This is a genomic window from Pseudoalteromonas sp. NBT06-2, assembly GCF_002276045.1.
Classification (GTDB): Bacteria; Pseudomonadota; Gammaproteobacteria; order Enterobacterales; family Alteromonadaceae; genus Pseudoalteromonas.
In genome coordinates, this window is record NZ_NQMR01000105.1 from 1 (window position 1) to 26997 (window position 26997).

Annotated in this window: 19 protein-coding genes; 12 read left to right on the forward strand and 7 right to left on the reverse strand. The window is 33.8% G+C overall.

Annotated features, from left to right (window positions below):
• Positions 1-148: 148 nt before the first annotated feature.
• Positions 149-517, forward strand: coding sequence for a group I truncated hemoglobin (locus tag CJF42_RS18065; RefSeq protein ID WP_095368020.1), 369 nt, complete (start codon positions 149-151; stop codon positions 515-517).
• A complete protein-coding gene (locus CJF42_RS18070; RefSeq protein WP_095368021.1) occupies positions 517-1506 on the forward strand; it encodes an FAD-binding oxidoreductase in 990 nt (329 codons plus the stop codon). Before CJF42_RS18065 ends, CJF42_RS18070 begins: the two co-directional genes overlap by 1 nt.
• Positions 1507-1770: 264 nt before the next feature.
• On the opposite strand, the gene moeA is transcribed toward CJF42_RS18070, so the two are convergent.
• The 3 genes from moeA to CJF42_RS18085 form a co-directional block, all read right to left on the reverse strand.
• Positions 1771-3003, reverse strand: coding sequence for a molybdopterin molybdotransferase MoeA (gene moeA / locus CJF42_RS18075; RefSeq protein WP_095368022.1), 1233 nt, complete (start codon positions 3001-3003; stop codon positions 1771-1773).
• 89 nt (positions 3004-3092) lie between these two features.
• On the reverse strand, positions 3093-3602 hold the full coding sequence (locus CJF42_RS18080) for a DUF4240 domain-containing protein (protein ID WP_095368023.1): 510 nt from the start codon (positions 3600-3602) through the stop codon (positions 3093-3095).
• 109 nt (positions 3603-3711) lie between these two features.
• Positions 3712-5853: a M3 family metallopeptidase gene (locus CJF42_RS18085; RefSeq protein WP_095368024.1), complete on the reverse strand. Its 2142-nt coding sequence runs from the start codon at positions 5851-5853 to the stop codon at positions 3712-3714.
• A 364-nt stretch (positions 5854-6217) separates the two neighbouring features.
• On the opposite strand from CJF42_RS18085, the gene CJF42_RS18090 reads away from it, so the two are divergent.
• The 7 genes from CJF42_RS18090 to CJF42_RS18120 all read left to right on the forward strand — a co-directional run bounded on the left by CJF42_RS18090 (position 6218) and on the right by CJF42_RS18120 (position 16054).
• The gene (locus tag CJF42_RS18090) at positions 6218-8407 is read left to right on the forward strand and encodes a molybdopterin oxidoreductase family protein (protein WP_095368025.1); all 2190 of its coding nucleotides are present in this window, start codon (positions 6218-6220) and stop codon (positions 8405-8407) included.
• Positions 8408-8472: 65 nt separating this feature from the next.
• Entirely contained in the window at positions 8473-10395 is a 1923-nt protein-coding gene (locus tag CJF42_RS18095; protein ID WP_095368037.1) for a DmsC/YnfH family molybdoenzyme membrane anchor subunit, read from the forward strand.
• Positions 10396-10489: 94 nt separating this feature from the next.
• Positions 10490-10861, forward strand: coding sequence for a hypothetical protein (locus tag CJF42_RS18100; RefSeq protein ID WP_252097658.1), 372 nt, complete (start codon positions 10490-10492; stop codon positions 10859-10861).
• A gap of 362 nt (positions 10862-11223) precedes the next feature.
• Positions 11224-13752 (forward strand): nitrite reductase large subunit NirB, encoded by a 2529-nt coding sequence (nirB, locus tag CJF42_RS18105; RefSeq protein ID WP_095368026.1) that lies wholly within the window; start codon positions 11224-11226, stop codon positions 13750-13752.
• A 10-nt stretch (positions 13753-13762) separates the two neighbouring features.
• Positions 13763-14104, forward strand: coding sequence for a nitrite reductase small subunit NirD (gene nirD, locus CJF42_RS18110; RefSeq protein WP_095368027.1), 342 nt, complete (start codon positions 13763-13765; stop codon positions 14102-14104).
• Between the two features lie 74 nt (positions 14105-14178).
• The gene (cobA, locus tag CJF42_RS18115) at positions 14179-15057 is read left to right on the forward strand and encodes a uroporphyrinogen-III C-methyltransferase (RefSeq protein ID WP_095368028.1); all 879 of its coding nucleotides are present in this window, start codon (positions 14179-14181) and stop codon (positions 15055-15057) included.
• On the forward strand, positions 15044-16054 hold the full coding sequence (locus tag CJF42_RS18120) for a glycosyl transferase family protein (protein WP_095368029.1): 1011 nt from the start codon (positions 15044-15046) through the stop codon (positions 16052-16054). Before cobA ends, CJF42_RS18120 begins: the two co-directional genes overlap by 14 nt.
• A 224-nt stretch (positions 16055-16278) precedes the next feature.
• On the opposite strand, the gene CJF42_RS18125 is transcribed toward CJF42_RS18120, so the two are convergent.
• The 3 genes from CJF42_RS18125 to CJF42_RS18135 all read right to left on the reverse strand — a co-directional run bounded on the left by CJF42_RS18125 (position 16279) and on the right by CJF42_RS18135 (position 19603).
• Positions 16279-17796, reverse strand: coding sequence for a sensor domain-containing diguanylate cyclase (locus CJF42_RS18125; protein WP_095368030.1), 1518 nt, complete (start codon positions 17794-17796; stop codon positions 16279-16281).
• A 167-nt stretch (positions 17797-17963) separates the two neighbouring features.
• Positions 17964-19151, reverse strand: a complete 1188-nt coding sequence (locus tag CJF42_RS18130) for a porin (RefSeq protein WP_095368031.1) — start codon at positions 19149-19151, stop codon at positions 17964-17966.
• An 11-nt stretch (positions 19152-19162) separates the two neighbouring features.
• Positions 19163-19603, reverse strand: coding sequence for a type 2 periplasmic-binding domain-containing protein (locus tag CJF42_RS18135; protein ID WP_095368032.1), 441 nt, complete (start codon positions 19601-19603; stop codon positions 19163-19165).
• Between the two features lie 319 nt (positions 19604-19922).
• Here CJF42_RS18135 and CJF42_RS18140 point away from each other — a divergent pair, with 319 nt between their 5' ends.
• Both CJF42_RS18140 and CJF42_RS18145 read left to right on the forward strand, forming a co-directional pair.
• Complete coding sequence (locus CJF42_RS18140) at positions 19923-21407, forward strand: NarK family nitrate/nitrite MFS transporter (RefSeq protein WP_095368033.1); 1485 nt, start codon at positions 19923-19925, stop codon at positions 21405-21407.
• 18 nt (positions 21408-21425) lie between these two features.
• Positions 21426-23168 (forward strand): bifunctional protein-serine/threonine kinase/phosphatase, encoded by a 1743-nt coding sequence (locus tag CJF42_RS18145; protein WP_095368034.1) that lies wholly within the window; start codon positions 21426-21428, stop codon positions 23166-23168.
• Positions 23169-23550: 382 nt separating this feature from the next.
• On the opposite strand, the gene metE is transcribed toward CJF42_RS18145, so the two are convergent.
• Positions 23551-25821 (reverse strand): 5-methyltetrahydropteroyltriglutamate--homocysteine S-methyltransferase, encoded by a 2271-nt coding sequence (gene metE, locus CJF42_RS18150; RefSeq protein WP_095368035.1) that lies wholly within the window; start codon positions 25819-25821, stop codon positions 23551-23553.
• Positions 25822-25965: 144 nt separating this feature from the next.
• On the opposite strand from metE, the gene CJF42_RS18155 reads away from it, so the two are divergent.
• Positions 25966-26847, forward strand: a complete 882-nt coding sequence (locus CJF42_RS18155; RefSeq protein WP_095368036.1) for a LysR family transcriptional regulator — start codon at positions 25966-25968, stop codon at positions 26845-26847.
• Positions 26848-26997 lie beyond the last annotated feature (150 nt).

Consider the following 26997-nt stretch of genomic DNA (forward strand, 5'->3'; position numbering starts at 1 on the left):
TAATTTCACCTAAAACTGCTGTATAAACACCATTAAACTTTAGTCTAGTAACATCAATTATAATATTAAAAGATACCTGCAATATATTTATCTCAGTCTATACTGAAACCGTAGCAAAACCTTTTTATACGTAATGAAGGAGATAGATATGAGCAGTTCGTTATTTGAAAACATAGGCGGGAAAGATGCGGTTAATGCAGCAGTAGATTTATTTTATAGAAAAGTTTTAATGGATGACACGATTAGCCATTATTTTGAGAGTGTTGATATGGAAGCCCAAAGAAATAAACAAAAAAGTTTTCTGACTTTTGCATTTGGTGGTCCAAATGATTATTCGGGTAAATCTCTTAGAGATGCTCATACCTCATTAGTTAATAATGGACTTAATGAAGCTCAATTTATGGCTGTAGCAGGTCACCTGCAAGCTACCTTAGATGAACTGGATGTTCCTAAAGCCTTAAGTGAACAAGTAATGGCTATTGCCGCTGGCACTATGGACGATGTACTAAATCGTTAATGCCAAAAATCTTTTTTGATTCAAAGGAAATTCCAATAAAAATCGGTCAATCTATTTTAGATGCGATGATCGAATTTGATTGTCAGCCCATATATTCTTGCAAAAAAGGAGTATGCCAAACTTGCCTATTAAAAAGTAATGATAGTCAAATAAATTCAGCCCAGTTAGATATTAAAGATACTTTAAAAGCGCAAGGATATTTTTTAGCATGTCAGTGTTATCCTCAAGAAAATATCAAAGTGTCCATAATCGAAAATAGTGACATTGATATGGATGCAACATTACTATCTAAAACTTATATATCCTCTGAGATTGCAATATTAAAGTTAGCATTAACAATCAAAAATACAGTTTTCATGAAACCCGGTCAATTTATAAGTTTAACGTCTGAAATCAAAATCCCCCGTAGCTACTCTATTGCAAATAATCCTGAAAAAGACAAATGTGTCGAATTACATATTCAAAAAGTAAAACACGGAAAAATGAGCCAATATCTTTATGACAAATCCAAAATTGGTGACAGATTTAAGATCCGAGGCCCTTTTGGTAGCTGTGTATATTTAGAAAATTCAATTAATGATAGCCTTATTCTAATAGGTACAGGTACAGGGTTAGCGCCTTTAATTGGAATAATAAAGCAAGCTTTAAATAATCATCATCAAGGGACAATCACATTATTTCATGGTAGTAGGTATCTCGAAGGTTTATATCTACATGATTATTTAAAGTCTTTAGCATTAAAAAATCAAAATTTTAATTATTACCCTTGTTTATCAGGTGAAGTTAGCCAAGAATTAAATGATGACATTTTTTTTATGGGCCGAGTCAATAAAATTGCAATGTCTAAAATTAAACAATTTAACGATACGAAATTCTATTTATGTGGTCATCCTGAAATGGTTAAAAATATGAAAAAAATACTTTATTTATCTGGTGCAGACTTAAATAATATAAATGCTGATCCATTTGAGTATACAAACTATAGTTAAGAGCAATCACTTCATCTCTTTTCAGCTATGTAAACAATTATGTAAAGAGTGATTGCCAATGCCATATTTTTTTGATATTTCATAATTAACGGAATCCATTTGACGAGGTGATTTTGCTTAAAGCTGATTAGAATGTGGGATGAAATTAGCACTTACTTATGTATTATAAATGAAGACAGATTGGTAGAATTACTTATTTCAAATATCGTGTAATTGAAGAATTAAACTCGGGTTAAAATTTTTATTATCCCGAGTATAGTTGATTTAAAGTTTTTGATTAAAAAGCTCTATCTTTACAGATTCTCCGGAAGTTAAACCATTTGAACCTTGCTCTAAAATAACATAACAATTTGCTCTACTTAATGAACTCAAAATGCCAGAACCTTGTGCACCAGTAGATTTTACCTGCCATAAGCCTGCTTCATCTTGACTAGCAATACCGCGTTGAAACTCTAATCTGCCTGGGCGCTTTTTAAAGACATCAATTACTTTAGCATTTAATCTCACTCTTGGTGAAATGTTCTCACCTGATAATTTTTTAATAAAAGGGAGTGCTAATTGATCAAATGTCACTGTTGCCGACACCGGGTTACCTGGTAATCCTATAAAATAACTATTTGGCAATTTACCACACGCAAATGGTTTACCTGGTTTAATGGCTATTTTCCAAAAATTCATTTCACCCATTTTGGTCAAAATATCTTTTACATAATCCGCTTCCCCTACTGATACTCCTCCCGAAGATACAACGACATCTGCAATCGCATTTGCATGCTCAAATGTCTTCCTTAATATCGATTGTTCATCACTTATTATGCCTAAATCAATGATCTCAACAGGAAGCGCTTTTAGCATTGAAATAACAGTATATCTATTAGATTCAAAAATTTGTCCTGGCTTTAATATTCCACCAGGTTCAACTAATTCGTCACCCGTTGACATAACAGCAACTTTCACTTTTGAAAAAACATCTATCGATTCAATTCCTAATGATGCAAGTAAACCAATATCAGCAGCTACAAGTTTATGCCCTTGAGTTAGGACTAAAGCGCCACTTTTAATATCTTCACCTATATTACGAATATTTTCTCCCTGAGTTACAGGCTTAATAAAAGTAATATTTTCATCTGCTACTGCTGTATTTTCTTGCATTATCACACAATCTGCCCCATCAGGGATCACAGCACCAGTCATAATGCGAACACATTGTCCTTGTTCAACTTTACCATCAAAAGGCTGTCCAGCAAAAGAGTAACCAATTTTCATTAAAGTAGTGTCATTATTTAAGTCATCACTTCGCAAAGCATAACCATCCATTGCTGAGTTATTGTGAGGTGGTACATTAACAGGTGATAAAATGTCTTGTGCTAAAATACGTCCGCATGCTTGATTTATTGAAATTGATTCTTGTATCTGGCTAGGTTTTGCACTGTTTAATAAACGTTTTAGCGCATTTTCAAAGGGAAGAAAACTTCCCTGTTGGCTATCACATGACATAATTTCAGGCCTATTTAAATATTTATGAATGCTTAAATTATATTAAGAACGCGATTTGATAATTATCATTAAAATCATATTTTTGTATATTATTGCCAATATAATTTAAATAATTCTGGATATTTTAATTTTAAAAATTTAGTTTTATTTTTAAAACGCTTGCCTTGAGGCTCATCGACACCCGATGATATAAAAGGAAGCTCTTCTTCTGTTCTTTCTTCGTATATTTGACCTGCTAATAAATCATACTCATCAAGGTAAGGATAGGGTTGATCATCTTTTACAGGGATAACATCATAAGCAGCCAAGTTATCTGGGTATTCAAGTGTTTTATCAAAAATCGCACGACCTCGCGAAATCAACCAAGAACGAAACTCTGAAAATGCGTATTCAGAATTACAGCCACAAATAATAAACGCAGCAGCCCATAAATCCCATGTATAGCTTATACGCATTTTTTGATTAAAATATTTATCGAAATCAGCTAATTTTTCATCGCTTAACTTTTCAAGTTTTTCTTTTAAATTATCAGCAATTTCATTAGGGCTTGCATGAAAGTCTGGAGCTTGAACTAAGGTCCAAAATTGTTCTTCAGTCATAAGTTATGCTTACATTTGTTTAATACAATAATAATATCTCATAATAGAAAATAAAAAACCCACTAATTCATATAAATTAGTGGGCTATTAATACGGCGCTAAATAACGGTTACTTATTTAGTAGACCACGACGTTTTAATAATGGCTCAATCTTAGGGTCTTGACCTCTAAAACGTTTATACATAATTGCAGGATCTTCTGTACCACCAGGTTCTAATATGTGTTTACGGTAACCTTCAGCTGTTGCTTGATCAAAAATACCTTTTTCTTTAAATACTTCCCAAGTATCGGCATCATAGATATTAGACCAGATGTAACCATAATAACCTGATGAGTATCCACCGGCGAAGATATGGGAGAAGTAAGTCGTGCGATATCTCGGTGCGATTTGTTTAATTAAACCTATTTTATCTAAATAAGATTGCTCAAATTTATCAGCTTCTTGAAGTTCAGCAGTTTCAAGTGAATGCCAATTAAGATCCAACAATGCAGCCGCAAGGTATTCTGTTGTACCAAAACCCTGATTAAATTGACCTGCGGCTTGAATTTTTTTAATTAATTCCATAGGGATCACTTCACCTGTTTTATAGTGTTTAGCAAATTGTGCTAACACTTCAGGTTCCATCATCCAGTTTTCCATCACTTGTGAAGGATATTCTACGTAATCACGTGGTAAAGCCGTGCCTGTTTGCGTACGGTAATAACCATTTGATAATAACCCTTGAATCGCATGCCCAAATTCATGGAATAAAGTAGACGCTTGATCAAATGTTAATAAAGTAGGCGTATCACCAATTGGACGCGGGTAGTTTAATACATTGTAAATAATAGGCTTAACATCTTCGCCAAACATGCGATGTTGTTTACGGAATGAGCTCATCCAAGCACCACCACGTTTACTTTCGCGTACATAGTGATCAGTTAAGAATAAACCTGCACTTGTGCCATCTTTTTCAAACATTTCAAAAGTACGTACATCTTCATGATACTTTGGTACATCAAAACGCTCAACAAAGGTTACACCCCAAAGTTTTTCTGCAGTATAAAAAATACCTTGCAAAGTATTCTCTAAAGAGAAATATGGTTTTGCTTCAGAAGCATCTAAGTCATAACGCTGTTTTCTGATTTTTTCTGCATAGTACCACCAATCCCATGCCTCTAACTTAAAGTTACCACTTTGAGCATCAATCATTTTTTGCATATCAGCAGCTTCAATTTTAGCTTTAGATAAAGCAGCAGGCCAAACTTGATCTAATAGTTTATATACGTTTTGTGGTGTTTTTGCCGTTGCATTTTCTAAAACATAATCAGCATGAGTTTTATAACCTAACACTTGTGCACGTTGAAAACGTAATGAAGCTATTTTTGACGCTAGTTTTTTATTATCAAATTCATTATCGTTATCACCACGATGCGTATAACCATTATAAACTGCTTTACGCAAGTCACGGTTTTGTGCGTAGGTTAAAAATGGATTTTTACTAGGTCTATGCGTTGTAAAGACCCATTTATCTTTATGACCACGTTCTTTAGCTGTTTGCGCTGCCGCAGCAATTATATCATCAGGTAAACCGGCTAAATCAGATTCTTTATCTATTATTACTTCAAAGTTATTCGTTTCTGCTAATAGGTTTTCACCAAATTTTAATGAAAGCTTGCTGATTTTTTGGTTTAAATCACGTAACTGTTTTTTATTATCTTCAGTTAAATTTGCGCCTCCACGTACAAAATTTTTATACGTATCTTCTAATAACGTTTTTTGATCTACTCTGAGTTTGAGAGAATCTTTATTATCGTAAACCGATTTCACACGTTTGAATAATTTTTCATTTAGTAAAATATCATCACTTAATGCTGATAATTGTGGTGATAACTCTTTTGCAATAGTACGTACTTCATCGCTAGACATAGAGCCAGTTAAACCATAAAAAACGTTGCTAACCTTATTTAATAAAACGCCACTTTTTTCCATTGCTTCAATTGTATTTTCAAATGTCGGCTTTAATGGTGAATTTGCGATTTCTAATGTTTGTTCTTTGCTTTGTGCAATACCTTTAGCAAATGCAGGTAAGTAATGCTCATTTTTAATTTTGTCAAAAGGTGCGATACCAAAAGGCGTATCATATTTTTCAAAGAAAGGATTAACTTGTATAACCACTTCACTTTTTGTTGTTACTAATTCATTATTATCTGTTGTTTGGCAACCAGCGAGCGCTATTGCAAAAGCAATCGGCGTTAGAATTTTTTTCATTTGTGTGTTCCATTTTATTTGTCCACATGCATGAAACATTAAAATGGTTATAAGTGCAAAGAAATAAGTTAAAAAGTATAATTTTTATGATTAAAAACAAAATAAAGCATTTTTGTTGTAGAAAATTCAGTATTTCCTGTTTAAGATTTCTTTCATTGTTAGATGGTTATTAATAGATATTTTTAAATACAATTAATAAATTTCTAGCAAAAACTTTTGCACCATAATAATCCAATTGCTCTCTAATAAAGCACATTAAATAATTGTAAAACAACTTAACCTCTGAATTTAAAGAATATTTTATTTGGCACAGTATCTGCGTTAGACAATGTGGCGATAAATTATTTAATTCAGGAACTATTCTATGTTGTTTGGGCGTAAAAAAAGAAAACCAATCAAAATCCCATGTAAAAAAGTAGCACAGTGGAAATATACTACATGTAATTATTGTTCTACGGGTTGTTCAATTGAAATAGGGCTTAATGAAGAAAATAAAATAGTCACGACACGTGGTCATGCTGGTGCTGATGTGAATCGTGGTAAGTTATGTATTAAGGGTATATTAGAACATGAACTTTTTGAAAGTCCAGGTCGAGGCACTGAGCCATTAATAAGAGAAAAGCATTTTGAAACATTTGAAAAAACCACTTGGGATAACGCATTAGATATAACAGCGCAAAAAATTAAAGAAATACAGAGTAAATATGGTAAAGACTCATTTGCGATAGTATCGAGTGGACAGCTATTAACTGAAGAGTTCTATACTTTAGGTAAATTGGCAAGGGGCTGTATCGGTACAAATAATTATGATGGCAATACGACTTTATGTATGGCATCTGCTGTCAGTGGCTATAAAAGATCATTTGGATCAGACGGGCCTCCCGGTTGTTATGAAGATTTTGAGCATACGCATTGTTTCATGGCATTTGGTTCAAACTTACCGGAGCAGCACCCTATTATCTATTGGCGCTTAAAAGAAGCATTAGAAAAACGTAAATTTCCACTTATTGTAGTCGATCCGCGAGTCACTATGCTAGCCCAATTTGCTGATATTCATTTGCCCATTACACCTGGTACTGACTGTGTCTTAATTAATTCTATGATGCACGTAATCATCAATGAAGGCCTTCAAGATCAAAAGTACATAGATGCACATACCCAGGGATTTGAGAACGTTAAATCTTTAGTACAAGATTACTCACCAAAAACAGCACAACATATATGCGGTATAGATGAAGATACCATACGTAATGTAGCAAGAATTTATGCAAAAGCACCTACAGCTATGTCTATTTGGACTATGGGGATCAACCAATCTACACATGGTTCAGATGGCGTAGCAAATATTAATAACTTAAACCTCATTACCGGAAATATCGGTAAACCAGGAGGCACGAGCTTATCTATTACAGGGCAATGTAACGCCATGGGTACCCGAGAGTGGTCATCATGTTCAGGTTTACCAGGTTATCGTTATTTAGAGAATGAATCTGATAGAGAAGAAATTGCAAAGTTTTGGGGCATAGATCCTGAATTTTTTCCTAAAAAGCGCGGCATGGCTGAAACAGATATATTTCCAGCAATTGAAACTGGTGAAATAAAAGGGATGTGGATAGTGGCAACAAATCCAATGACCTCAATGCCTAATACTAGCCGTATCCGAAAAGCACTAGAGAATTTAGACTTCTTGGTAATTCAAGATGTTTATGAAGATGTAGAAACTAACCAGTTTTCACATGTATATTTTCCAGCTTCAGTATGGGCTGAAAAACAAGGTTGCCATACCAATACTGAGCGTCGAGTGAATTTAATAAACAATGCCATGCCGCCCTATAAAAACTCAAAACCGGACTTTTGGATTTTTAATCAAATGGCCAAGCGATTTGATAATGGTGAGGTGATTGATTTTCCAGACTCTCCTGAAGATGTATTTAATGAAATGAAGCAGCTGTCTAAAGGCAAAAGTAGAACCTTAGATATTTCAGGTATGAGCTATGAAAAAATTGAACAAGCCAAGGGAATTCAGTGGCCGTTCCGTGAAGGACAAGAGGGATTAAAAGGCACTGCACGTTTATATACGGAAGGAAAATTTCAAACTAAATCGGGAAAAGCAAATTTAATACCAGTCAGTTTTTACAACAATAATGAACAACCCTGTGATGAATATCCTTTTTGGTTAAACAGTGGCAGGGTCGTTGAACATTTTCATACCCGTACCCGTACAGGAAAAATAGGTAACTGTAATAAATTTAGCCCAACGGCTTATATGGAAATGAATCCTGATGCGGCGATTGAGTTAGGTATAACTCATCAATCATATGTCAGATTAACCAGCAGACGAGGAGATGCAGTTGTTATGGTACAACTTACACAGCGGGTTCCGCGTAATATGGTTTTTATTCCATTTCACTTTCACGATTGCGTAAATCGATTAACATTGGGTTTATTAGACCCTTATTCTCGTCAACCCGCATTCAAACAATGTTCAGTCAAAATAGAACATGTTGATCAAAATGAAGCTGCACGCTTGAACGTCGAACGCCGTGCATTTTAGGAGAAATGATAATGAGTAAAGCAAGAAAAAAAGATTTAACAGTACAAAGCTTTGATCCTAAAACCATGCAAGTTACAAAAGAGCAAAAGGGCAAATCAAATCATTGGGAAGTAAGAACCGATGAACAAAAATATGCTTATTTACCTGAAACAAAAATTCAAGACAAAAACCGCTATGGTAAGCGCATAGATTTAATAGATATTACCGATCATCCTAAAGAAAGATCATTATTTATTAATGAAAATCCACAAGTGGGCTCAAACCCAAATAGAAATAAACAACATGGTTTCTTTTTTACGGCTGATAACTGCATTGGTTGTCATGCATGTGAATCTGCTTGTGCTGAAAAAAATGAAACTCCTGCCCACTTATCGTTTAGATCTGTGGGTTATGTAGAAGGTGGTTCATATCCTGATTATAAGCGTATGAATATTTCTATGGCCTGTAATCACTGTGATGACCCAGTTTGCTTAAAAGGCTGTCCTACTCGTGCTTATACTAAACATGCTGAATATGGTGCTGTTTTACAAGACCCTGACACCTGTTTTGGCTGTGGTTATTGTACTTGGGTATGTCCATATAACGCTCCTCAGTTAGACCCAGTTGAAGGTCAAGTTTCAAAGTGTAATATGTGTGTTGATAGATTAGAAGTTGGACTTAAACCAGCTTGTGTATCAGCGTGTGTTGGCAATGCCTTAGATTTTGGTGTTATTGAAGATATACCTGAAAAACGCCAACAATGTAAAACGTCTATTCCAGGCTTTCCTGATCCAAGTATTACTCATCCCAATATACGTTTTCAACAAACTAAAAACCTACCAGATGAAATGACGCGTACAGATGATATGCCTGTCAAATATCATAAAAATGACAAAGGTGATTACAAACCTGTTATTGATCAAAAGAAAGGTAAAGACAGAAGCTGGAACTTTAGTAAGTTAAACAGTAGAGAAAACCCTTTAGTCTTATTTACTTTATTTGCGCAAGCAGCGTTAGGCACGTTTTTTATTCCATTTATTGCAGCCCTATGTGGCATTAACTCATTTGAAAAGTTTATGGTTACAGATATGTTTTTACCCCTAACTGTAATTGCTTTGATCATGACAGCATTTGGTTTATTTATGAGTGTAACGCATTTAGGTAAGCCATTTAGATTTTATCGTGGCTTTAATAATTTAAGGCATTCACCAATGAGCCGAGAGGGCTTTGGTCTAGCCATGTTCTGTGTCGGTTGTGGTTTAACGGTATTATTTTCATTACCATTGAATGACGTAATTACACAACTCAGTATCAATGTATTCAACTTAGATTTAGTACAATTAACTCAAGAATTGCCACTGAAAATCATCATTATAGGCACAGGTATTTTTGCTGTTATTGCTGGATTAGCAGGTTTGTATTACATGAATCAATGTTATCAAATTAAAGCACGTCCATTTTGGAATCATTTACAAACTACAACTGCGTTTATTGGCAATACATTATCTTTAGGTGCTCTAACAAGTGCAATAATTGTTTTGCCGTCATTATACTCTACCAATGTAAAATTCACGGAGGCTGAACAACTGTTTAGTCTCGTATTTTTGTCTGGAATGTTGATAGAAGCACTAGGGCTTATCAAACATAATACAGATTTAAATCGTAACGAAAACGAAGGAGGTGCAGCCCATTATGTACAATGCACAACATTTGGTAAAACCTACCTTTTACGTAATTTTTTACTTGGTATTAATATATTTTCTGCTTGTATTATATTAATTGCGCAAACATTTAATATTATTGAGGCTAATCAATTAATATTATGGACACTACTTGCATTAGTTAATTGTTTTACTTGTGTTATTGGCCGTGCATTATTTTACATTCTTGTTATTCCGACAACTATGCCGGGGGCTTTTTTCTGGAAAAACAAAGGCTTTGAGCAACATGCTAGAGATGTTGGTTTAGCTGATAATCCAGCAACAGGTATAGCGCCTTTAGCGCATTAAAAATAATTCTAGATGGGATTTAATTCCGTGATTTTAAAATAAATAGCTTGAGTAAAATTTCTTTTAAAATGATTAAATTATTATAGGTACAAATTTGTTAAAAAATATTAATGGTACAATCAATAAATCATGCTTAATTGCGCTTAGCTACTTTGATAGCACAGAAAAAGTACTTAAAGAATCTGTATTAGCGGGCATAGTAAAATCAGCAGATAAAGAGTTGGGCATAACCGTGCTTTTATCTTCAGATAAATCCAGTAATGCTGAATTTATCATTCCTACAGATTTATCTTGTTGGTTTGTTGCGCCCAAAGGCGAATTTCATACAAGTCAGGAAGGTATGAAAATTATAAATCCTGATTACTTAGTGACTTGGGATATACATCAAACAAAAAATAATACATCTGATGGTGAACAGCAATGGTGGCAGTGGATCCCAAGAACAAATAAGCCAAAAATTAATTAATTGTAAAAAATAGATTCAATTTGCTCCAACCAAAACTTTAAGCGTATTTAATTTTAAAAATTGATACGCTTTTTTCTTTAGTTGCTATGTTCAGATTAATTAAAATACTGAGCCTACAGTACGTTCCTATGTCATTGATTTATCCACGTAGAATATATTTATCATAAATCTAGGACGCACACCCTAAGTGCAATACCTTTTCAAAATAGTGCAATAACCATGTTCAGTCTAACTCAAAGACTATAACAACATGATAATAAACAATTAAAATACTGGCACTGTTATTGCCATTCTAGTGTATAGCATTGATAACAGCAGTAATAAAAGTTGCTTGTAATTACACTTACACTATAGGGGCTCAAATGGATACGAATAGAATAAAAATATTAGTTATTGGTAATGGCATGGTAGGCCATCAATTTGTCGAAAGTATGAGTGCTAGTAATAAAGCATGTGAAATCACTGTTTTATCCGCAGAACCTAGGTTAGCGTACGATAGAGTACATTTATCAGAATTTTTTGATGGTAAAAGTGCAGATGATTTAGCGCTAACAACAGGCGAACATTATGATGAGCTTGGTGTTAACTTTGTTACCAATGAAAAAGTAACAAATATAAATCGGTCAGATAAATCAGTTACTGCCAGTTCAGGTAAAAAATATAGCTACGATAAGCTTATTTTAGCGACAGGTTCATATCCATTTGTACCGCCTATTCCGGGTAACAATCAAGAACATTGCTTAGTCTATCGTACAATTGAAGATTTAAAGGCAATTAGTGCATCAGCTAAATTAGCTAAAGTAGGTGTTGTGATTGGTGGTGGGTTATTAGGCTTAGAAGCTGCAAATGCAATTAAACAATTAGGCTTAGAAACTCATGTAGTAGAATTTGCGCCACAACTTATGGCAGTACAACTTGATCAGTCCGGTGGTAACTTATTAAAAAGAAAAATTGAAGAATTAGGTGTAACAGTTCATATCCAAAAAGCGACGCAAGATATCGTTAAAGGAGATAAGTGTCGTTACAAATTACAGTTTTCTGATGGCACTCATTTAGAAACAGATCTTGTTTTATTTTCAGCGGGTATTAGGCCGCAGGATGAACTAGCTAAAAAATTTGATTTAGAGATTGGTGAGCGTGGCGGTATTGTGATTAACGATCTGTGCCAAACTTCAGACGACAATATATTTGCAATTGGTGAATGTGCGTTATGGCAAAACTTCATTTTTGGTTTGGTTGCACCTGGATATACCATGGCTCGCGTAGTGGCTAGCCAATTAAGTGGCGGCACCTTACAATTTAATGGTGCTGATATGAGCACTAAATTAAAGCTAATGGGTGTAGAAGTAGGTTCAATAGGAGATGCACATGGCAAAACTTCTGGTGCTAAATCTTACATTTTTGAAAACCAAATATCTGGAGTTTATAAAAAGCTTGTAATTGATGAAGATAAAAATAAAATTTTAGGAGCCGTATTAGTAGGTGATACTCGCGACTACGATACTTTATTGCAGTTTTCGCTCAATGATATGGATTTACCAGAGTCCCCTGAATCTTTAATATTACCACAATCTGCTGATACGACTCCTATGGGGGCATTTGAGTTACCAGATTCCGCAATGATCTGTTCTTGTCATAATGTAACTAAAGGCGACATCAAGCAAGTTATCAAAAATGGTACAACAAACCTATCAGAACTAAAACAATGTACTAAAGCAAGTACTGGCTGCGGTGGTTGTACCGCATTATTAAAAACAACAGTAGACAAAGAATTACTCGCTTTAGGTGTTGAGGTGAAAGATGATATTTGTGAACACTTTACCTATAGTCGCAAACAATTATTTCATATTGTAAAAGTAGAGCAGATTAAATCTTTTGATGAATTAAGAGATAAACATGGTAAAGGCCATGGCTGTGAAATTTGTAAACCAGCAGTCGGGAATATTTTAGCGTCTGTTTGGAATGATTATATTTTAAAACAAACACATCTACCTTTACAAGATACCAATGATACCTATTTAGGCAATATGCAAAAAGATGGTACTTATTCTATCGTACCACGAATTGCGGGTGGCGAAATAACTCCTAATAAGTTGATCGTTTTAGGTGAAGTCGCTAAAAAATATAACTTATATACCAAACTAACCGGTGGGCAACGTATCGATTTATTTGGTGCTAGAGTCGATCAGTTACCACCAATCTGGGAAGAGTTAATCAATGCTGGTTTTGAAACAGGGCATGCTTATGGTAAATCTTTACGTACGGTTAAATCTTGCGTTGGTAGCACTTGGTGTCGTTATGGTGTGCAAGATAGTGTTGGCCAAGCCATAGAACTTGAAAATAGATATAAAGGCTTACGCTCTCCTCATAAAATTAAGTTTGCTGTATCGGGTTGTACACGTGAATGTGCAGAAGCACAAAGTAAAGATATTGGTATCATCGCAACAGAAAATGGTTGGAATTTATATGTCTGTGGTAATGGTGGTATGAAACCTCGCCACGGAGATTTGTTTGCAACAGATTTAGATACCAAAACAATGGTTAGATATATTGATCGTATTTTAATGTTTTATGTTCGTACTGCAGATAGATTACAACGTACTTCAGTTTGGTTAGAAGAATTAGACGGCGGTTTAGAATATTTACAACAAGTGATCATAGAGGACTGCTTAGATTTAGCACAAGAGTTAGAAAATCAAATGCAAACAGTTGTAGATAGTTATCAATGTGAGTGGAAAACCACGATTGAAAGCCCTGAATCACTTAAACGTTTTCGTCAATTTGTTAACAGTGAATCAATTGATAGCAATATTCAATTTATAACTGAACGCGAACAGATCAGACCAGCAACACCAGTTGAAAAAAAACTTATTCCAATAAAAGAACTATAAGGATAAAACGATGACGATTTCTAACCAATGGCAAACTATATGCCAACAAAATGATTTAATAAATGATTCTGGAATATGTGTATTACTTAATGATAATCAACAAGTAGCCATTTTTTATCTTAAATCTACTGAACAAACATATGCTATCAGCAACTATGATCCCATCGGCCAAGCAAATGTATTATACCGTGGCATTATTGGCTCAATAGATGAAGATATCGTTGTTGCTTCTCCATTATATAAACAGCATTTTTCTCTGATATCAGGTGAATGTATTCAAGATAAAACCATGTCTGTTGATGTTTTTGAAACTCGCATTGTAGATGACTTAGTACAGCTAAAAGTTACATAACTCTATTTAATATAATGTAGTAAAAAAATGGGAGAACTATCACCCATTAAATAAAAAATATAAGGAGTTACTGTATGACAACCCTAAATTGGCCACAATTAAAAATATCCAGTGACTTAATTACGTTTGATGGTATTAAGAATTTATTATTTAAATCCAATAATAAAACTATAAATAAAAAACCTATCGGACAAGTTTATCTTATTGGTGCAGGCCCAGGTGATCCGGAATTATTAACCCTCAAAGCGTATAGATTATTGCAAGAGGCAGATATTATTTTTTATGATAGTTTAATCACAGATGAAATGTTGCAATTGATCCCAAATAAAACTGAGAAAATATTTGTTGGAAAACGGTGTGGTAAACATAGTATGAAACAACAAAATATATGTGACTTATTAGTTAACGCCGGCTTGTCGGGTAAAAATATTGTCAGGTTAAAAGGTGGTGATCCAAGTATTTTTGGCCGTTTAGCCGAAGAAGCCGATGCCTTAAAAACCCATAATATCAAATTTGCGGTTGTACCTGGTGTCACTGCAGCTTCAGGTTGCGCAGCATATTCCGGCATACCATTAACACATAGAGAATATTCACAATCTGTACGATTTGTTACCGCACATTTAAAACAAGATGAATTACAAGCAGACTGGTCCAATTTGGCTTCAAGCAAAGATACTTTAGTATTTTATATGGGTTTAAACCGAATTAATCAAATTAGTGAAGGTCTCATAAAATTTGGTATGCAAAATGATATGCCTATCGCTATCATAGATAAAGGCGCGACTAATCAACAACAAGTGATCATAAGTACATTAAAAGATATCACTCATACTATGAAAGGGTTAAAATTATTAGGTCCTGCACTAATTGTTGTGGGTAAAGTGATCAATGCCCGTCAAATTGTTGATTTAGAAATGCTAAAAATGAGTGAAGTCGAGAATGAGTCAAGTTAGAACCCCTTTTTCTGAATATATACGTCATATAGGCAGGGGTAAAAAAGCAGGGAAATATTTAACCCAAGAGCAAGCATTTGATGCCATGACTCAAGCAATCAATGGAAAAATAAGCGATGAGCAATTGGGTGCTTTTTTAATGCTTTTGAGAGTGAGAGAAGAAAGTGAAGCTGAACTAGCTGGTTTTTTACAAGCTGTTCGAGAATCGACTCTAACTGAGGTTAAAGCATTAAAAAGTATAAGCTTAGATATTGGGTGTTATGCAGGAAAACGCAGACAACTCCCCTGGTTTTTATTAGCTGTATTGGCCTTAGCAGATTCTGGTCAGAAAATATTTTTGCATGGAACTCAAGAACCTCAATCACAAAGACTTTACCTTGACCAAATCTTCAAGCAACTTAATTTACCAACTAGTCGAAATATCTTTCAAGCTAATGAATCATTAACTGAGAATGGCTTTTGTTACATGGAATTAGGTGACATTAATCCAAAATTGAAACAATTAATTGACTTACGTGAGTTATTTGGTTTACGTACTTGTGCAAATACATTAGCACGAATGCTTAACCCTACACATGCCACCTATAGTTTACATGGTGTATATCATAAAGAGTTTGATGAACGCCATATTCAAGTTGCTAATTTAGTGAATGATACAAATGTAGCTTGTTTTAGAGGTGAGGGTGGTGAAGTAGAAGTAAAAGCAGATCGTAATTTCACACTACATTTAAATGATTGTAAGGGGGTAGCGCATACCTTAGCGTTCCCTCAGTTATATTCCGGTAGACAACACAAAGCTGATATGGCGGATATTTCACAACTAAAGTCAGTTTGGCAAAATATACAACAAGATGAATATGCAACATCAGCTATCACGGGAACCTTGGCTGTAATGCTGAGTTTAACAAAAACTCTAAACTGCGGCGATGCATTAATTTCAGCAAAAACTCTTTGGAATAACCGAAATATCAATCGTTATTTTAATGAAGTATATTAAAGAGTTTATAGACGCTAATTCTGGAGCATCATTAACTGGAAAAATTCAGTATTTAACCCATAAATATCAGAGACTATTACGTTAAGTATTTTCCTTAGGCACATAGCTAATTTTAGAGTCAGCTTCAATTGTCGCTGCACCTAAAACCCCTTGTTGATGAATTTTATAACTTACATTAATTTATATTTTTTATTCACTTAAAAGTTATCTGAATATTAAAGTAATTAAATCTGCTTATTATCATTTTTATCTTTATACATATATTTATCAGCTATTGTTAGTAATTCATCAGCTGATTCACTATCTGTTGGATAGATAGCATATCCAACACTAGTACCTAAATTAACTTTTGAGCCTTCAATTTCAGTAATAGAAGAAACGGATGCTTTTAAGCGCCGTTTTATTTCTTCACATAAATACGGACCATTGATATTTAATAAAATAATGGCAAATTCATCACCACCTAAACGACCAACACAATCAATGTCTCTGACAGTTTCTTGGATTTTATCTGCAGATAACTTCAGCGCAAGATCACCTACTTTATGTCCCAAAGTATCATTTATATTTTTGAACCCATCCAAGTCTAAAAATAAGATGCCAATCTGGTTTTGAGTGCGTTTAGCTACTTTTAGACTATGTTTTAACTTATTATTAAAAGCATGTCGATTTGCTAAAGAGGTTAAACCATCAAAATTTGCTAAATTAAAAAGCTGTTTACTATGTTTAACCTTTACTAACTCAGAATCAAAATGGATTTTGAACATTAAATAAAATGACAGCAAGAACAGCATAGAACCAAAAAAAATAGCAACCAAAATATTCAATTCAATTGCATCCCAGGTTAATTGTTGTTTGACGGTCAAGAGCAGAATTTGAGCGCCTATTAATATTTCTTTTTCATATATAAACTCTGGTAACACACTTTCTTCCCACGACGTAACCTTAGTCTGAACTTGCTGAAACAATAAATTTTCTGATTGTTTTTTTAGCAGTATATTAATTGCATAGTCAGCTATTAGCGTATTTTTTTTAAGTAAAATTTCCGATTTTATAATAAAGAACGAAAAAAAATCGGGTTTCGAATTTTGCTCAAAATACGCAGGTTGCACCATTACAAATACACGCTCATCATCTAGGGTATCAAAGGGTTCAGAGATAACTGTTTTATTATGGCGTTGTGCAAGTTGAGTTGCTTTAGCTAAAAATGGAAGAGATTGCACATCTAATCCGTAATTATTAAAAGATAAACTTTCTTTATCTGCAAAAAAAGTGATTGGATAAAATACCTCAGAGTGGCTTTGAGTTGCATCTGTAAACTGACTTCCATCAAAAACTTTTACTTTAAAATTACCATGTAAATTATTGAAATTTAGTAGGTTTTCTTTGGGTACTAATTGTGCAGCCTGGATTTGATAGATGTAAGGTGCACGCTCTAAAACTTGATTTGAGTACCTAACCACGGTTTCATAATCATCTAAACCAATACTAGACAATAATGCAGAAAATCCATCTAAAATAAAATTAGTACTTTGAGTAACTTGTAATAAGTGCTGATGAATATCATTTGTATGTATAACAAAGTCATCATTAGCATCTTTAATATTTGATGAGATAACAAAAAAATTAACCCCAATAAAAGATAACAAGCTAAATAAAGCCAGAAAAAGATAAACAAGTACAATCCTATACTTATCTTTACCTGTATTTAACGTTTGCTCTAATTCCGTCTTAGTATTCAATATATTTAATTTATATCTTATAAATAAACCTATATGAAGTATTATAATAACGAAAAAATATAAAATTGCTAAAGAATAACTAAGATTCTTAAATATTTATACATTATTTAATATTAATTACATATAAAAAATGATTACTCGTCATTAAAGTAATCATTCTTTTATGGTTAAAAAATAAAATCTACGCCTATTGTTACGGTATCTGAATCACCGTGATATCTCCAACCTGACTCAGGTACTGCTTCATCAACAAACGTATCATACTGAATTTTAAATGAAGCACTAGGATTAAAATCATAACGTATACCGTAACTTAGCATATAATGTTCTTCATAATCTTGAGTATTTTCACGTTTATCTCGTTTATGATCCGCTTTTGAATAGCTTATATAAGGATGAAAATCATCCATATTGTAAACAGCTGAAATTAAATAAGTGGGAAACTCAGTACCATGAGCATCATCATATGTTACTAAATTCCAATCAAACAAAAAGGTAAACCGAGATAAATCAATAGTACCACCAAAGCCTAAAAACTGTTGAGAAAATGGCGTGTAATCACCAATACTACCATCTTGTGCTATGACGTCACGATCTCTGTCATTTTGAAAGTAAACAAAACGCACATCAAAAAAGTCACCTGATAGGTTCCAATTCATGCCTATTATATCAGTCCAATATTCATTTACTGCGCTTGGTGAACCTCCATATAATACTTCATAATATTCCATTTCTTTGTTATCGTTTGAATACTCATTGCCATAAAAAAATGTGACTGTATTCGAGAAATCCCCGAGTGAAAATTCATACATAGCATGAACGCCATTAAACTGTGTTACTTGCCACCAATATAAGTTTGATGGAGGTCGCATCCAAGGATAGGCATAACCGACTTCTGAATATTCAGAAAAGTAATACATAGGAATATTTCGCCGACCAGCCATTAAAGTCAGCTCATCGGTTGCTTGGTAGGTTAAATAATACCAATCAAATTCAGGGCTAAAATCATCAGTGCCTTTGGCTACAATTTGACCTGTCACTTTTAATTTATCACCCATATCGGCTACAATCTGCAAAGCAAAAATGGTTTCAGATTTAAAACTAAAATCATTATTGTATTGCCCAACATCGTAAAAATCAGCGGTCAGTATTTGTTCTTTTGTTATTGAAGGCGGGTTTTCTGCGCTCGGTGGTTTACTCCAATCATATCCAACATTATCTAATGTCACATCATCAAGAGTTCTACCTGCAACTATAGATCCAAACCCTGAAATTTGAACATCCGCACTTACAAAATTCGGAGCACAAACACTCGAAATAAGTAAAGTTAATAGTGATTTATTAAAATATTTCATACTGTCCTCACTTAAAATTTCGCAATAACTTTAACATCACCCGTAATGGATCCTGAATCTATATAGCCTATAGCACCTTGATTAGATGAAATAGTTGATATAATTTCAGCGTCTGATGAAAGTTCTCTAGGCATATTGCCTTTACCTGTAAAAACTAACTTAGACCAAAAAGCATTGACCTGACTACTAGAGCGACCAATAACAGCTTTATTAAATTCATCCCTAGAATTCATACTTTTGGCAGCGTTCAATGGTAATGCAACTAGCCCGTTTGAAAATTTTTTCATTTTCCCCATGAAGATTCTTTCTATGGAAGTTTTATCTAAAGTAGAACTATTAGACGTATTAACTATAACGGCTATTTCTGCAAACACAGAGTGAGTTGATAACATCCCAACAAGCAACGAAATGCGCATGATGCTGGGGTGTTTTTTATTATATTGTTTAAACATTGTTTAATTCCTTATAGAGCAGTTGATAACTAACACACAAGAAAAGGTTCATTGCTAAATATAGAATTATTTAACTATTTATCAATATTTTGTTCAATAAATCAACTTGTAATTTAAAGCACGATATACACTTATACTGTGCACTTATGCTGTGCACTTGTGTAGTTATTTGGTGCTTAAAGGTGATCCCCATACCAAATAAAAAATTAACGCACTGTTTTATAACACATAAATTAACTGGCATTGCCTTTGCTCTTATTCATTTAGATAAAAATATACTTCAATATTTAAAATTAATTTAAATGATAAGGATTCAAATATGAGTAATGTCGCTGGCATTAACTTAAAGTCATTCACAGGTAAAATGAAAATATTGCACTTAAGTTGGATGGCTTTTTTTATTACATTTTTAGTGTGGTTTAACCACGCTCCATTACTAGGTATGATAGCCAAAAGTTTAAATTTAACCTCAGATGAAATAAAAACATTATTAATTCTAAATGTGGCACTGACTATTCCCGCCAGAATTATTATAGGCATGTTAACAGACAAATATGGTCCAAGAATCACATATGCAATTTTACTAGCCATATCTAGCATTCCTTGTTTCGCATTTGCTATGGCTGACTCTTTTATGCAAGCTGCTATTGCAAGGTTTGCTTTAGGTTTTATTGGTGCAGGTTTTGTAATTGGCATTCGTATGGTAAGTGAATGGTTTCCTGCAAACGAGTTAGGCACAGCAGAAGGAATTTATGGTGGATGGGGTAACTTTGGTTCAGCAGCAGCAGCCATGTTATTACCCTTATTAACACTCTACTTTGTAGATCTAGGCATTGCTGATGATAATGCGTGGCGCTATTCAATAGGTCTAACTGGGCTTATATGTTTAGCTTTTAGTTTTGTGTGGTATTTTAATGTTTCAGATACACCAAAAGGAGCGACTTATTTTAAACCAAAAACAACAGGCGCGATGGAAGTAACATCACAGGGTGATTTCTTTTTGTTACTCCTAATGAAATTACCGCTATATGCAGCTCTTGCTTTATTAACTTGGAAGCTATCTCCCGAAGCCGTCAATATGATCTCTGAAAACTTTACTATTGGGGTATATATCGTTTTGTTTTGTTTGTTTGTTTTTGAAGTTAAGCAAACTTGGAAAGTAAATGGTCATATATTTAAAACACCTGTTGAAGAAGTTCACCGATATTCGTTTAAACAAGTGGCCGTTTTAAATATTTTATATTTTGCTACATTTGGATCCGAATTAGCAGTTGTATCTATGTTGCCATTATTTTTTAGTGAGACATTTAGTTTAGACATAGTTCATGCTGGATTTTTAGCCTCTTTATATGCTTTTATGAATCTAGGCTCTAGACCTATTGGTGGTTGGTTAAGTGATAAATTTGGAAGAAAAAAAGTACTTTTAATCTTAACTTTTGGTTTAGCTGTTGGTTATTTTATTCTTGCTAAGATAAATAGCGAATGGCCTCTGTATTTAGCTGTTGCTGCTGTTATGTTGTGTTCGTTTTTCGTTCAATCTGGAGAGGGCGCAGTATTTGCAGCTGTACCATTAATAAAAAGACGTTTAACAGGGCAAATTGCCGGTATGACAGGTGCATATGGAAATGTTGGTGCAGTCGTCTATTTAACGATTCTATCACTGGTCGATTACCAAACATTTTTCTTCGTGATAGCAGCAAGTGCAATGATAGGCTTTATTGCAATTTTATTTATGGCTGAGCCTAAAGGTGCTATGGCTGAAGTAAATGCTGATGGTTCAGTGCAGCTGATTAATCTAGGCTAATATTTTGAGATATAATTAATGCATAAAAAAAATCAAAATACTTCTTCCTTACAAATAGTAATTGGAGGTTATTCAACTCAAGGAGCTAAAGATGAAAATCAAGATGCCTTTGCAGCTTTGATCCCTGAGCACTCTGCATTATCAAATAAAGGCGCCTGTGCGGTCATTGCTGATGGTTTATCTTGTGCCAATAATGCGGCTCAAGCATCTCAGTTAAGTGTGACACAATTTATAGATAGTTTTTATGCTACTGCAGATACTTGGTCGGTACAAAAATCTGGCGCAAAGGTATTAACAAGCTTAAATAACTGGTTATATGGACAAAAAAAATCTAATCAAACAAGTCAATGGTTAACAACATTATCTGCAATTGTTTGTAAGTCTTCAACTGCCCACATTTTCCATGTGGGCGACTGTCGCATAGCAAGGATGCAAAATAATATATTAGAAACATTAACTCGGGAGCATAATCACAGTTCTGGAGGTAATAGTAAAGTTTTAACACGTGCAATGGGTGCAGATAACAGGCTTGATGTTGATTATGAAAAAATCCCGATGATGAATGGCGATATATTTATACTCAGTAGTGATGGAGTTTCTAATCATTTAACTAATAAATATATTAAAAAACAAATTTCTACATTATTAAATAAAGTACCTTCTCGTATAGATTTAGAAAAACTCAGTAAACAACTAGTAGATAAAGCAATCGAATCCGGCAGTACAGATAATGTCACTTGTTTACTTATAAAAATTGAAAAAATAGCAGTAGAAAATCAACAAGAATTAAATCAATATATAGAAAATAAAGTGATTCCCCCACCACTTAAAATTGGCGATAAAATTGACACTTTTGAAGTCCAACAAATCATTCAACATAACACACGTTCGCATATTTATCGGGTAAAAGATGTTAAAAATAATTATGTAAAAGTATTAAAAACACCTTCATTAAACTTTACTGAAGATAAACAGTTTTTACGTTCATTTATCCAGGAAGCATGGATAGGAGAGCGTATCAAGCACACAAATTTAATCAAAGTAGAATTTGCACCAATAGACAGTCAGTTTTTATATCACTTAAGTGAATATATTGAAGGACAATCCTTAAGGCAGTGGATGAAACACAACCCTAAACCTGATATTTATAAAGCACAAAATATTTTAAAACAGTTGATAACAGCAGTACGTGTTTTACAACGAATGGAAATCGTACACTTAGATATTAGGCCTGAGAATATCATTATAGATGAAAAAGGACTCATCACTTTGATTGATTATGGTGCTGCAAAAATAAGGTCTTTTGATGATGGTTATAACGCAATTAAGCAAATACCGATGGGAACACTTGAATATAGTGCACCTGAATATCTAATAGAGCATAGAGCTGATTTCAAAAGTGATATGTATTCTATAGCCTTGGTAATTTATGAGCTGTTATCAGGGCAATATCCATATAAATTAATAAAAAATCAATATGAAATTAATCACAACTTAGCCCTTTGGCAATATAAAACCATAAGAAACTTCCGAACAGATTGCCCAATAGGGATAGATTTAGCACTGAGACAAGCATGTTCAGCCGAACATAAAAATAGATATAACGCATTTTCTGAATTTGAAGCTGATATGTGTTCTGGTGATATAAAGCACGTAGCTCATTATAAAGAAATATCATTTATGGAAAGGGAACCCGTTAAATTTTGGAAACTTGTTTCTTTATTTTTATTATTAGCCTTAATGCTGGTTGCGTTTAAATAACATACTGATGATTTTATCGCGAAATTCATTAACTGTTGCAAAATATTGATTATTTCTGACGCACTCATGCATCATTATGCAAACTTGCTCAATTAAGTTTAAATTTCAAGTATAAGGCAGTGAATAATGAAGCCCAATATTTAGCTCTTTGGTTTTATCTTTTACCACATAGGCTCGATAGTACACTACCTCATCTAAAAAGAAGTGAAGATAATTATTTATACTCAATATGGCGAAATGAATGTTATGTGATTCCCAGATGTTTTAATTCATGATGGCTGAGGTGATAGAAGAGATACCGTAAAACTATTAATTTAAAACTGAAAAAGCTGTGAATTACTTAGGGCCTCACAGCTTTTTTTATCTAGGTGAATTTACTGAATTAGCTTCTCAGTTTTTTAGCGGCTTTTACCATGTTTTCAAGTGCAGGTTTCACCTCAGTCCAGCCTCTTGTTTTTAAACCACAATCTGGATTTACCCATAAACGCTCTGCAGGAATACGCTCACCGGCCTTTTCCATTAAGGCCACCATGTAATCAACTGTAGGAATATTTGGTGTATGAATATCGTAAACACCTGGGCCAATATCATTCGGATAATTGAACTCATCAAACACATCTAATAGTTCCATATCTGAACGCGATGTTTCAATTGTGATAACATCAGCATCCATATCAGCAATAGCAGCTATCATGTCATTAAATTCTGAATAACACATGTGAGTATGAATTTGTGTTTTATCACTTACACCATTTGATGTGATTTTAAATGATTTAATTGCCCATTCTATGTACTCTTGCCACTGTGATTGTCTAAGTGGTAAGCCTTCACGTAATGCAGCTTCATCAATTTGAATGATGTTGATGCCTGCTTTTTCTAAATCTAATACTTCATCTCTTATCGCTAAAGCAAGTTGTAAACAGCTAGTTGAACGCGGTTGATCGTCACGAACAAATGACCAGTTAAGAATTGTAACTGGTCCCGTTAACATTCCTTTCATTGGTTTATCAGTTAATGTTTGTGCAAATTCACTCCATTTTACTGTCATAGCGGATGGGCGAGAAATATCACCAAAAATAATTGGTGGCTTAACACAACGAGAACCATAAGATTGAACCCAACCAAACTGGCTAAACGCATAACCATCAAGCTGTTCACCAAAATATTCCACCATATCATTTCGCTCTGGCTCCCCATGAACTAATACATCAAGTTCCAGTTCATGTTGAATATCTACACATAGCTGAATTTCCGCTTTCATTAATTTTAAATATTCATTTTCGTTAATATCACCATTTTTATATTGTCGACGTGCTTGACGTATTTCCATTGTTTGTGGAAATGATCCAATCGTTGTTGTTGGATATGCTGGTAAGTTAAAGATCTTCTTTTGTATCGCTGCACGTTGAGTAAAAGGTGATTGGCGCAAGGCCATATCATCGGTTATAGCTTCTACACGCTTTTTTACTTTAGGATTATTAACAAGCGGAGAGTTACGACGATTTTTTATCGCATCAGCATTGTCATTCAATGCTTGAGAACATGCCTCTCGGCCTTCGTTTAATGCAGTTGCAACGAGTGATAATTCTTCAAGCTTTTGTGTCGCATAGGCTAACCAACTTTTTATTTCTGAATCTAATTTAACTTCACTATTTAAATCAACAGGTACATGCAATAAAGAACATGAAGGTGCAACCCATAATCTTTCTCCAAGTTGATTTGAAACGGGTTCTAACCAATCTAAAAGAGCTGTTAAATCCGTTTTCCAAATATTACGACCGTTAATAACACCTAGCGATACAACCTGTTGATCATTTAAGTTTTCTATTAATTTTTTTACTTCATCTTTTGCATTAATTGTATCAAGGTGTACACCCGCAATAGGCAATTCACATAATAATGGAAGATTTTCTTTTAATTGACCAAAGTAAGTTGCCAATAATATTTTAACAGAGCTATTACTTAATACTTTGTAAGTTTTGCTAATCGCTTGTTGCCACTGATTACTAAGTTCAGTGACTAAAATAGGCTCATCGATTTGCACCCAATTCACGCCATTTTGAGCCAACTCTGACAGTAATTTAGAATATGCAGTTAATACATTATCTAATAAATCTATTTTTTGACATTCATCTTTGGTTTTGCCCAAATATAGATAAGATACGGGGCCTAAAATAACAGGTTTAACATCATGCCCTAGCGCTTTTGCTTCATCAATTTGGCTTAAAAGGCGAGCACTATCAAGGTTAAACTCAGTATGTTTTGTAAATTCTGGTACGATATAATGATAGTTAGTATCAAACCACTTAGTCATTTCACCTGCGTGTACACAACTACAACCTTTGTCTATTGCCGAACGACCTCGGGCTATTCTAAAGTAATTATCTAAAGAATTCCCTTCAAGTCCAGCGACGCGATCTGGGATATTACCCAATAAAAAACTCGTATCAAGTACTTGGTCATAAAAAGAAAAATCACCAACAGGTACTAAGTTTAATTCTTTTTGATTATCCCAATGCTTGGCACGAATATTTTTTGCTTTAGCTTGTAAATCTTGCTCAGAAATCTTGTTAGACCAAAATTTTTCTAGTTCAAATTTAAGCTCTCTTTTTGCGCCAATACGCGGAAAACCTAAATTATGTAATATTGCCATTGATGTATTCCTTTATTCTTTAATAAAAAATAATTAGATGTTTAGATGGCTAAAACTATAATTTATGTAATCCATGAAAAATAATGGTTTTTTTTCATGAAACCATGAATAATACTCATGAGTTGGTATTTAAAGAGTAAAAAATTGATAGAACGTACCCATTTAGCAATTATTCAACAAGTAAATAAACTTGGAACATTGACCGAAGCAGCTAGTAGCTTACATTTAACGCAATCGGCATTGAGTCATGCAATCAAAAAATTAGAATCTCAATTAAATGTTAAGATATGGTCTAAAGAAGGGCGCATTTTACGTTTAACTCAGGCTGGAGAATCTATGTTGTCTTTAGCAAATCGTATTTTGCCTCAGTTTGAACATACAGAAAGTTTGATGAAACAAATAGCCTCAGGTCAAAATGGCACATTAAGGATAGGAATGGAATGCCACCCATGCTATCAATGGCTATTAACTGTTGTGGCTCCTTTTCTTGAACAATGGAATGATGTTGATGTTGATGTAAAACAAAAGTTTCAATTTGGTGGAATAGGCGCCTTATTTAGCCATGATATTGATGCTTTAGTGACACCTGATCCTTTATTTAAACGCGGGTTAATATTTCAACCCGTATTTGATTACGAACTAGTTTTAGTCGTAAATGAACAACACTCACTTGCACAAAAATCATATATATCACCTTTGGATTTAAGCGATCAAACTCTGATCACTTATCCAATAGAGCCACAAAGACTCGATATATTTAGTCAGTTTATGCAGCCTGCACAATGTAGTCCATATAAACATAAAACAATTGAAACAACAGATATTATGTTGCAAATGGTTGCTAGCAATCGAGGCGTATCAGCATTACCTGCATGGCTTGTTGCGCAATATATGCATACTTTACCCTTAAAATCGATAAAGCTTGGACCAGAGGGTATTCATAAACAAATATTTATTGGTTTAAGAGAAAAAGACGCTAATATTGAATATATTAATAGTTTTGTTGAAATTGCTAAAAATAAATAATACAAATTGCTACCTGAAACAGTATAATAAATTCAATTATATGGAACATTAAATTTCAGCTTATACAGTAGATATATAGATTCAGTTGGAGTTAGAAACGCTTTAGTCTGACTTAATGTGATTGGCAATTATGATAGATTAGACTAATTG

Bases quoted from the DNA above. Each gene is read 5' to 3' on its own strand.
- moeA (WP_095368022.1), bottom strand. From the start codon at position 3,003: ATGTCATGTGATAGCCAACAGGGAAGTTTTCTTCCCTTTGAAAATGCG.
- cobA (WP_095368028.1), top strand. From the start codon at position 14,179: ATGACAACCCTAAATTGGCCACAATTAAAAATATCCAGTGACTTAATT.
- CJF42_RS18120 (WP_095368029.1), top strand. From the start codon at position 15,044: ATGAGTCAAGTTAGAACCCCTTTTTCTGAATATATACGTCATATAGGC.
- CJF42_RS18090 (WP_095368025.1), top strand. From the start codon at position 6,218: ATGTTGTTTGGGCGTAAAAAAAGAAAACCAATCAAAATCCCATGTAAA.
- CJF42_RS18140 (WP_095368033.1), top strand. From the start codon at position 19,923: ATGAGTAATGTCGCTGGCATTAACTTAAAGTCATTCACAGGTAAAATG.
- CJF42_RS18135 (WP_095368032.1), bottom strand. From the start codon at position 19,603: ATGTTTAAACAATATAATAAAAAACACCCCAGCATCATGCGCATTTCG.
- metE (WP_095368035.1), bottom strand. From the start codon at position 25,821: ATGGCAATATTACATAATTTAGGTTTTCCGCGTATTGGCGCAAAAAGA.
- CJF42_RS18070 (WP_095368021.1), top strand. From the start codon at position 517: ATGCCAAAAATCTTTTTTGATTCAAAGGAAATTCCAATAAAAATCGGT.
- CJF42_RS18145 (WP_095368034.1), top strand. From the start codon at position 21,426: ATGCATAAAAAAAATCAAAATACTTCTTCCTTACAAATAGTAATTGGA.
- CJF42_RS18130 (WP_095368031.1), bottom strand. From the start codon at position 19,151: ATGAAATATTTTAATAAATCACTATTAACTTTACTTATTTCGAGTGTT.
- nirB (WP_095368026.1), top strand. From the start codon at position 11,224: ATGGATACGAATAGAATAAAAATATTAGTTATTGGTAATGGCATGGTA.
- CJF42_RS18085 (WP_095368024.1), bottom strand. From the start codon at position 5,853: ATGAAAAAAATTCTAACGCCGATTGCTTTTGCAATAGCGCTCGCTGGT.
- CJF42_RS18080 (WP_095368023.1), bottom strand. From the start codon at position 3,602: ATGACTGAAGAACAATTTTGGACCTTAGTTCAAGCTCCAGACTTTCAT.
- CJF42_RS18095 (WP_095368037.1), top strand. From the start codon at position 8,473: ATGCAAGTTACAAAAGAGCAAAAGGGCAAATCAAATCATTGGGAAGTA.
- CJF42_RS18065 (WP_095368020.1), top strand. From the start codon at position 149: ATGAGCAGTTCGTTATTTGAAAACATAGGCGGGAAAGATGCGGTTAAT.
- nirD (WP_095368027.1), top strand. From the start codon at position 13,763: ATGACGATTTCTAACCAATGGCAAACTATATGCCAACAAAATGATTTA.